This window comes from Nostoc flagelliforme FACHB-838 (assembly GCF_014698065.1).
Taxonomy (GTDB): domain Bacteria; phylum Cyanobacteriota; class Cyanobacteriia; order Cyanobacteriales; family Nostocaceae; genus Nostoc; species Nostoc flagelliforme_B.
This window is the reverse complement of sequence record NZ_JACJSI010000364.1, coordinates 1-5,871: the sequence shown is the minus strand read 5'-3', so window position 1 is coordinate 5,871 and position 5,871 is coordinate 1. Positions and strand designations below refer to the sequence as shown.

Below are 5,871 nucleotides of genomic sequence, written 5' to 3'. Positions count from 1 at the left end.
CGCTCTAGTCAACCAACTCCATCCTTACTCCCCAAAGTTCCTACTACTGATTAAGTAATAAATGCTTCCTATACATTATGTGTCTTCCGAGATGATTTAGTCTTAATTTTCATCGATGAGCTTGTGTGTTTAGTCGCTGTAGCTTCTTCAATCATTATATTTTGCTCGATTTCAGCAATAAATTACCCCCATGAACGATTACCAAAGTTTCCTTGGCAGACTACTAGTGCAAGTAGATTTAAATTTACGAGTGAGTTCTGTCATTCTAATAATTTTTTACTAAGAAGGAATTATCCCTGGGGGTTATGCCTTCCTTGTGTTCGTTCATTCGTTCGTCTTTGAGACGGTGGTAAGCCACGACTTGATTTAAAGAGGAGGTTCCTCAACGAGCGCTCGTCAATCTGAGCTTGCTATCCAGCGCCATTAATATCTGGTAGGCGGCCTTCACGCGAGCCGGGATGGGATAGTTTTTGTTTGCCATCATCACGATACCGATGCCCTTGACGGGAACAAAGACAACATAGGCACCGAACCCATTCGTCGAACCGGTTTTGTTGATCAACACATTCTGCTGCGGTGACAGAGACGGAGCAAGTCTAGTCACCACGTTGACCTTAAGGCTCACTTGCGACGAATTCCCCGCAAGCAGCCGGTCGAGATTTATTGGATAGGTATACATCTCCCATCCCAGTGCCTGCGTCATGTCGCCGACCTTGAAGTATCCGATGTGCGTTCCGGCAATCGCGCGTTGGAGAGTTTCGTCCAACTCCATGCCGTTCATATTTGCCTCGACGAACTGGATCATGTCGGAGGCAGTTGTCTTCACGCCATAGGCTTCCGAATCCAGAACGCCAGGACTGACTCGGATCGGCTTGTTATCTTTCGAGTAGCCATAAGCGTATTTACTCATCTGGTTTTGCGGAACTTTAAGGTAAGTACGCGTCAAGCCAAGCTTCGGGAAAAGCTTCTTTTCCATTAGCTCATCGAAAGGCTTGCCTATGCTTCTGGCGGCCAGATAGCCAAGCAAGCCGATGCTCGGGTTTGAATAGAGCCGACGGGTACCAGGCGCATAGCTCGGTCGCCAGCCTTTATAATAGGCAATCATCTCCTGTTGATCATTGACATTTTCTGGGAACTGTAGGGGTAGACCGCCCGCCGTATAGGTGCCAAGATTGAGAAGGCTAATTTTGTTGAAACTGCTATCGGCGAGTGCAGGCAGATATTTGCTTGCGTTATCCAACAGAGACAGAGTTCCACTCACTTGCGCGTAGGACGCGAGGGTTGCTGTGAATGTTTTGCTGACCGAGCCGATCTCGAAAATCGTATCCTGGGTGACTTTTTGTCCGTTCTCCTTCGAGGCGACACCGTAATTAAAGAAATATCGCTTTCCCTGAACTGTAACCGCCACGGCCATCCCCGGAACATTGTTCTCCTCAATAATAGGCCGAATCGCTTCGCTGACGGTTTGCTCAAATTGGCTTTGGTCTTTGCTATCGGTAGCTTGGGCGCATGCGCCCAAGTAAAAGCTTGTGGCAGCAATAATTCCAACCTTCGCAACGGAAATCTTTCTCATAACAGATACAGTGACTTGATTAGATTTGCCCCCATCTCAAAGTTCCCAATTTATTTATCTAGTAATTCTAATCTTACGGGGCTACAACTAGAGCGACGCTCCTGCATCGCAGCCTCGTTACTTTACGTTCGCTCTAAAAGCGAAACTTAGTCCATCGCCTCCCCAATCGATTTTGTCTCTTATTGCGATCGCGCAAAAACTTAAAGTTGAATAGTACTGCGATCGCCAGAAATCCCTTTTGAATCCAGCGTCCAGATAATTTAGTTTGCTCAGAATGAAGGTCTATCATCACAATCGAGATTATTGCTAAACGTAAATTTGGGAGAGGAGCATGTGTAGCTTTTTCGGTAATTAATTACTAAAAAGCCGCACATACCAATGAATTTTGCTAGTTTGCTACGACTGGAGCGGGCATCATGCTCTGCATAAATAACATAGCCTTCTCGACCAACTCTGCCCCCGCTTTTTCCGGCGATCCGGTATCAAATGGCGGAGCGGGATTGTACTCCAGCAATAGTTGAACGATCTTGGCGATTTCTTCACCATAAAGGATACTAACGATCGTCAGACCAAAATCAATCCCTGCGGTTACGCCGCCGCCAGTAATCCGATTGCGATCAACCACGACTCTCTCGTTACCTACTTCTACACCCAATTTGGCAAGTCGCTCTCGTCCCGACCAGTAGGTAGCCGCGCGATAGCCAGCGAGTAGTCCCGCCTTAGCTAAAAAGATCGAACCGCCGCAAACAGAAGTTACGTACTTGGCGGTGCTGCCTTGTTTTTGTAGAAATTCCAGTATGTCTGGATCGTCTTCTACCGCCTCCTGTAGGAGACCGCCACCGATGCAGAAAATATCTAATTGCGGACAATTGGCAAAGGTGGTATCTGGTAAAACCATCATGCCATCGTCGGTTTTAATGGGATCGAGAGTTTTCCAGATCCGATAAGTCTTGACACCAGGAAGCGGGCTTAAAACCTGCTGTGGCCCAATAATATCGAGCGATGTCATACCGGGATAAAAGATCAAACCAAGAGTGTACTTTGGGTAGTCAGTCATAAATCGATTTCCTATTGATGAGAGCAATAAAGCTGATAGTGTCTATAATAAAAATGGAAATTGATCGCGCATAGTCCTCGATCAGGTACTCTTTTGACACTATGGTTGCCTCCTTAAAGCCTTTATTTGCGGCGATCGATTCGGTGAAAGACGAACAAGATTTAAAAACAGATGTCACGTCAAAACTGGGCGAACACTTCGCAGCTAATCGCTCGGGTATTTTTTTCTTCGACCAATTTCCACAGCTAGACCCTAACCTTCGGAAAATTCTCAAGGTTGCTTTGTCGATCGAGCGTAATCCCCTCGCCCGTTATCTCACAGAGCGTCACGCACCTGTACATGAAGGCTTGGTGACATCACCCAAGGTTTGGAAGATGATTTGTCCTCGTCCCGACCACTGGCATGTGATGGCTGGGCCAATTGTCGTTCGCGGTCAACTGGTGGGTTCGGTGGGTTGTACTCGCGATAAGTCGATGCCTGCTTTCGACACCCAAAATCTAGCCGATTTGAGTGGGATCTGTTTGCACTTATCGATCTGGGCGGCGACAAAGCGATCTCACAGTGTTTCCGCTGGAAAATCGTCATCCCCATCTGGCAAAATTAAGCTATTAACAGCGCGTGAATTACAAATTGTCGAACTAGTTGCTTTGGGGCGCACGAATGCCGAAATTGGTCAGGAGTTATGGATTACTGAGAATTCAGTTAAGCAAGCTCTAAAGCGAATGTTTCGGAAGCTGGAAGTTTCCTCTCGTGCTGAAATGGTGGCACAGCTCTCAATACGGTTCGGTTAAGAATATTTGTAGGTTGAGTTGAACGAAGTAAAACCCAACAAACCCCGCAAAATGTTGGGTTTCGTTCCTCAACCCAACCTACACATTTTTATTTTTTGGGCTTAACCGAACCGTATTGGCACAGCTCTCTGCTGATTAGAATTACTCGATTCTCCAAAGGAAAGGCTACGCCAACGAACCGAGTCTATCGCTGCATAATCTAAGTCACTATAAAAATGAATTATTCTCGAAATCGCCGGAGATTTTTGCTGGCTAAGGCGATAAAAATTTGACTTTTTACTTATTTGATAAAGCAATATATTACCCTAAAAAACCTAGTGTGGTAAAACTTACTAGAGAAGACGACTCTCTAAATTAGCTAAGTAACCCTTGGGGTCTCTGCGAAATCGATATTGTTCAATTCTGGCAATGCGTAGTGTTTTTGCAGTTGAGAGCGTAATTCGAGCCAAGTATGAATATCAACTTGTGCTAAATCAGATGCGGTAAAAGATTGAAGCTTAGTAGCGATGGCACAGGCAAGTTTGACAGAACCACGAATAACGAGGGATGAGGGGGCAACCTTACGACCGGTACAACGACGTTGATGATGACGTAGCATACCAAAAGCATGTTCTAAGTCATTATTAGTTCTGGGAAAATCTTCAATTTCGTAACAATGAAAAAGTCCAGTCCAGTAGTTATGGGTGGTTTTTATGAAGTTATCGATTGCGGTATTTAGTGTACCAGCTTTCTGTTTTTGTTGGGACATTTCTGTTAATAGTTCCTGATAATTTTGTTTAACTCCAGCAGCATCAAGACCTATTTTATTATTGAGAATGTTACTAGCTTGTATCTTCCCACTGATATGCAACTATAACAGGTGAAAATAAAGATGCAGTCGCAGATAATCCCTTAGCTATCAGGTGTTTTAGGTTGACTAAAGGTGGTGGTAAAGCACTTTTTTTTCCATCCGTTCTAAGCTTTGCTCTATTAGCGTCAAAGCTTCAGACGAGATTTTCTCAACTACTGTGACTATGGCTTTCATATCCGTTTACCCATCTTGTAATTTGTAAGAAAATATTCAGAAAGGTGTATTACTCGTGCTTCAATTAAACCCCTGGCAACAAACGTTCTTCAGGGAATAAACAATCGGTTTCATATTCAGGGCGGCCGCATCATGTCAATAAGCATACTTTATTGAGAATAGATTTAAAATCAATGTCATTAAGTTTTGCTTATTGCGAAAGTTTTAGGCGATCGCTTTGGGGCTTAAAAAATAATCAAGCTCGAAATCCTGATTTTTTCGTTGGTTCTTAACCTTCGTTGTGATCAAGAGTAATTTAGATGCGTTTGCCCTGGTTTCATATTCGTCATCATCCTTATACTCTGATGATGAATCATTTATTAATTCAAATTCTTCGACTGCGAAAATAGCCATAGCCACACACGCTCTTTCTGCTGGATGTGTAGCTGATTGCATTCGATATGATTCGGGGACTACATAGCCTTGAATTGCATAGAACTTCTTAGCTAGTTTTTCAATCAGTACATCTTTTTGGAAGTATCCAAGTTCCATATACTTTCCCCTCAAGGTAGAATTTGTCTTTGTTGTAAAAGTTTTAATTCTTGATGACTCGGCGATCGCTCTGCTTGACCAATATCTAATGCCCAATGCCCAATGCCCAATATCTAATGCCCAATGCCCAATGCCCGATGACCGATGACCAATGACCGATGACCGATGACCGATGACCAATGACCAATGACCAATGACCAATGACCAATGACCAATGACCGATGACCGATGACCGATGACCATCAAGCAGTAACTACAGCTTTCTTGCTAGCGAAAGCCCCCGCCTGCCTTAGCGCTGCACCAGGACTGGGATGAGCGAAGAATTCTTCTATAGCTTTGGTCAACCCAGCCGCAACAGTCGGCTCGTGACAAGCGTAGACATAGATGGGCTGTTGCACACCGTTAACCAATCGCGTTTCTTGGCGATCGCCTAACTGTGGGTAAAACGTGCGAACCCATGTGCCCAAATGTCCCCGGTAGTGAGTGCCGCTCAGGGGGACTTTCTTTCCAAGTTCGCTCTCTGCAAAATTGACCACGCCAAGCCAGCGTTCTTCTGAAGGGGTGAGCAATTTTCTGTTGTGTTCTGCCAGAAGATTCCCGGCATAGTCTTTGAATTGCTGTTCCATGTACGGGTTGAGTCTGCCACCTGTGAGTTCGGCTAAAGTTCTCATCGCCTCGACCAAAGTTTGTAAGGTAATCGTTCATGGGGGTAATTTATTGCTGAAATCGAGCAAAATATAATGATTGAAGAAGCTACAGCGACTAAACACACAAGCTCATCAATGAAAATTAAGACTAAATCATCTCGGAAGACACATAATGTATAGGAAGCATTTATTACTTAATCAGTAGTAGGAACTTTGGGGAGTAAGGATGGAGTTGGTTGACTAGAGCG

The 5,871-nt window shown here is 44.6% G+C and carries 7 protein-coding genes; 1 reads left to right on the top strand and 6 read right to left on the bottom strand.

Going from position 1 to position 5,871, the window contains the following annotated elements; translation table 11 throughout:
• Positions 1–382 precede the first annotated feature (382 nt).
• The 3 genes from ampC to H6G97_RS43765 form a co-directional block, all read right to left on the bottom strand.
• Positions 383–1,573 carry a class C beta-lactamase gene (gene ampC / locus H6G97_RS43775; RefSeq protein WP_190946751.1) on the bottom strand — a complete coding sequence of 397 codons (1,191 nt, stop codon included), beginning with the start codon at positions 1,571–1,573 and terminating at the stop codon, positions 383–385.
• Positions 1,574–1,706: 133 nt separating this feature from the next.
• Entirely contained in the window at positions 1,707–1,862 is a 156-nt protein-coding gene (locus H6G97_RS43770) for a hypothetical protein (RefSeq protein WP_190946750.1), read from the bottom strand.
• A 99-nt stretch (positions 1,863–1,961) separates the two neighbouring features.
• Positions 1,962–2,630 carry a DJ-1/PfpI family protein gene (locus tag H6G97_RS43765; RefSeq protein WP_190946749.1) on the bottom strand — a complete coding sequence of 223 codons (669 nt, stop codon included), beginning with the start codon at positions 2,628–2,630 and terminating at the stop codon, positions 1,962–1,964.
• A 101-nt stretch (positions 2,631–2,731) separates the two neighbouring features.
• Between H6G97_RS43765 and H6G97_RS43760 the strand changes: the two genes are divergently transcribed.
• A complete protein-coding gene (locus H6G97_RS43760) occupies positions 2,732–3,421 on the top strand; it encodes a response regulator transcription factor (protein ID WP_190946748.1) in 690 nt (229 codons plus the stop codon).
• Positions 3,422–3,779: 358 nt separating this feature from the next.
• On the opposite strand, the gene H6G97_RS43755 is transcribed toward H6G97_RS43760, so the two are convergent.
• From H6G97_RS43755 to H6G97_RS43745, 3 genes are all read right to left on the bottom strand, one after another.
• Entirely contained in the window at positions 3,780–4,169 is a 390-nt protein-coding gene (locus H6G97_RS43755; RefSeq protein WP_190946747.1) for a hypothetical protein, read from the bottom strand.
• Positions 4,170–4,649: 480 nt separating this feature from the next.
• Entirely contained in the window at positions 4,650–5,222 is a 573-nt protein-coding gene (locus tag H6G97_RS43750) for a hypothetical protein (protein WP_190946746.1), read from the bottom strand.
• Entirely contained in the window at positions 5,219–5,647 is a 429-nt protein-coding gene (locus H6G97_RS43745; protein ID WP_190946752.1) for a hypothetical protein, read from the bottom strand. The genes H6G97_RS43750 and H6G97_RS43745 overlap by 4 nt, the downstream gene beginning before the upstream one ends.
• Positions 5,648–5,871: the final 224 nt, after the last annotated feature.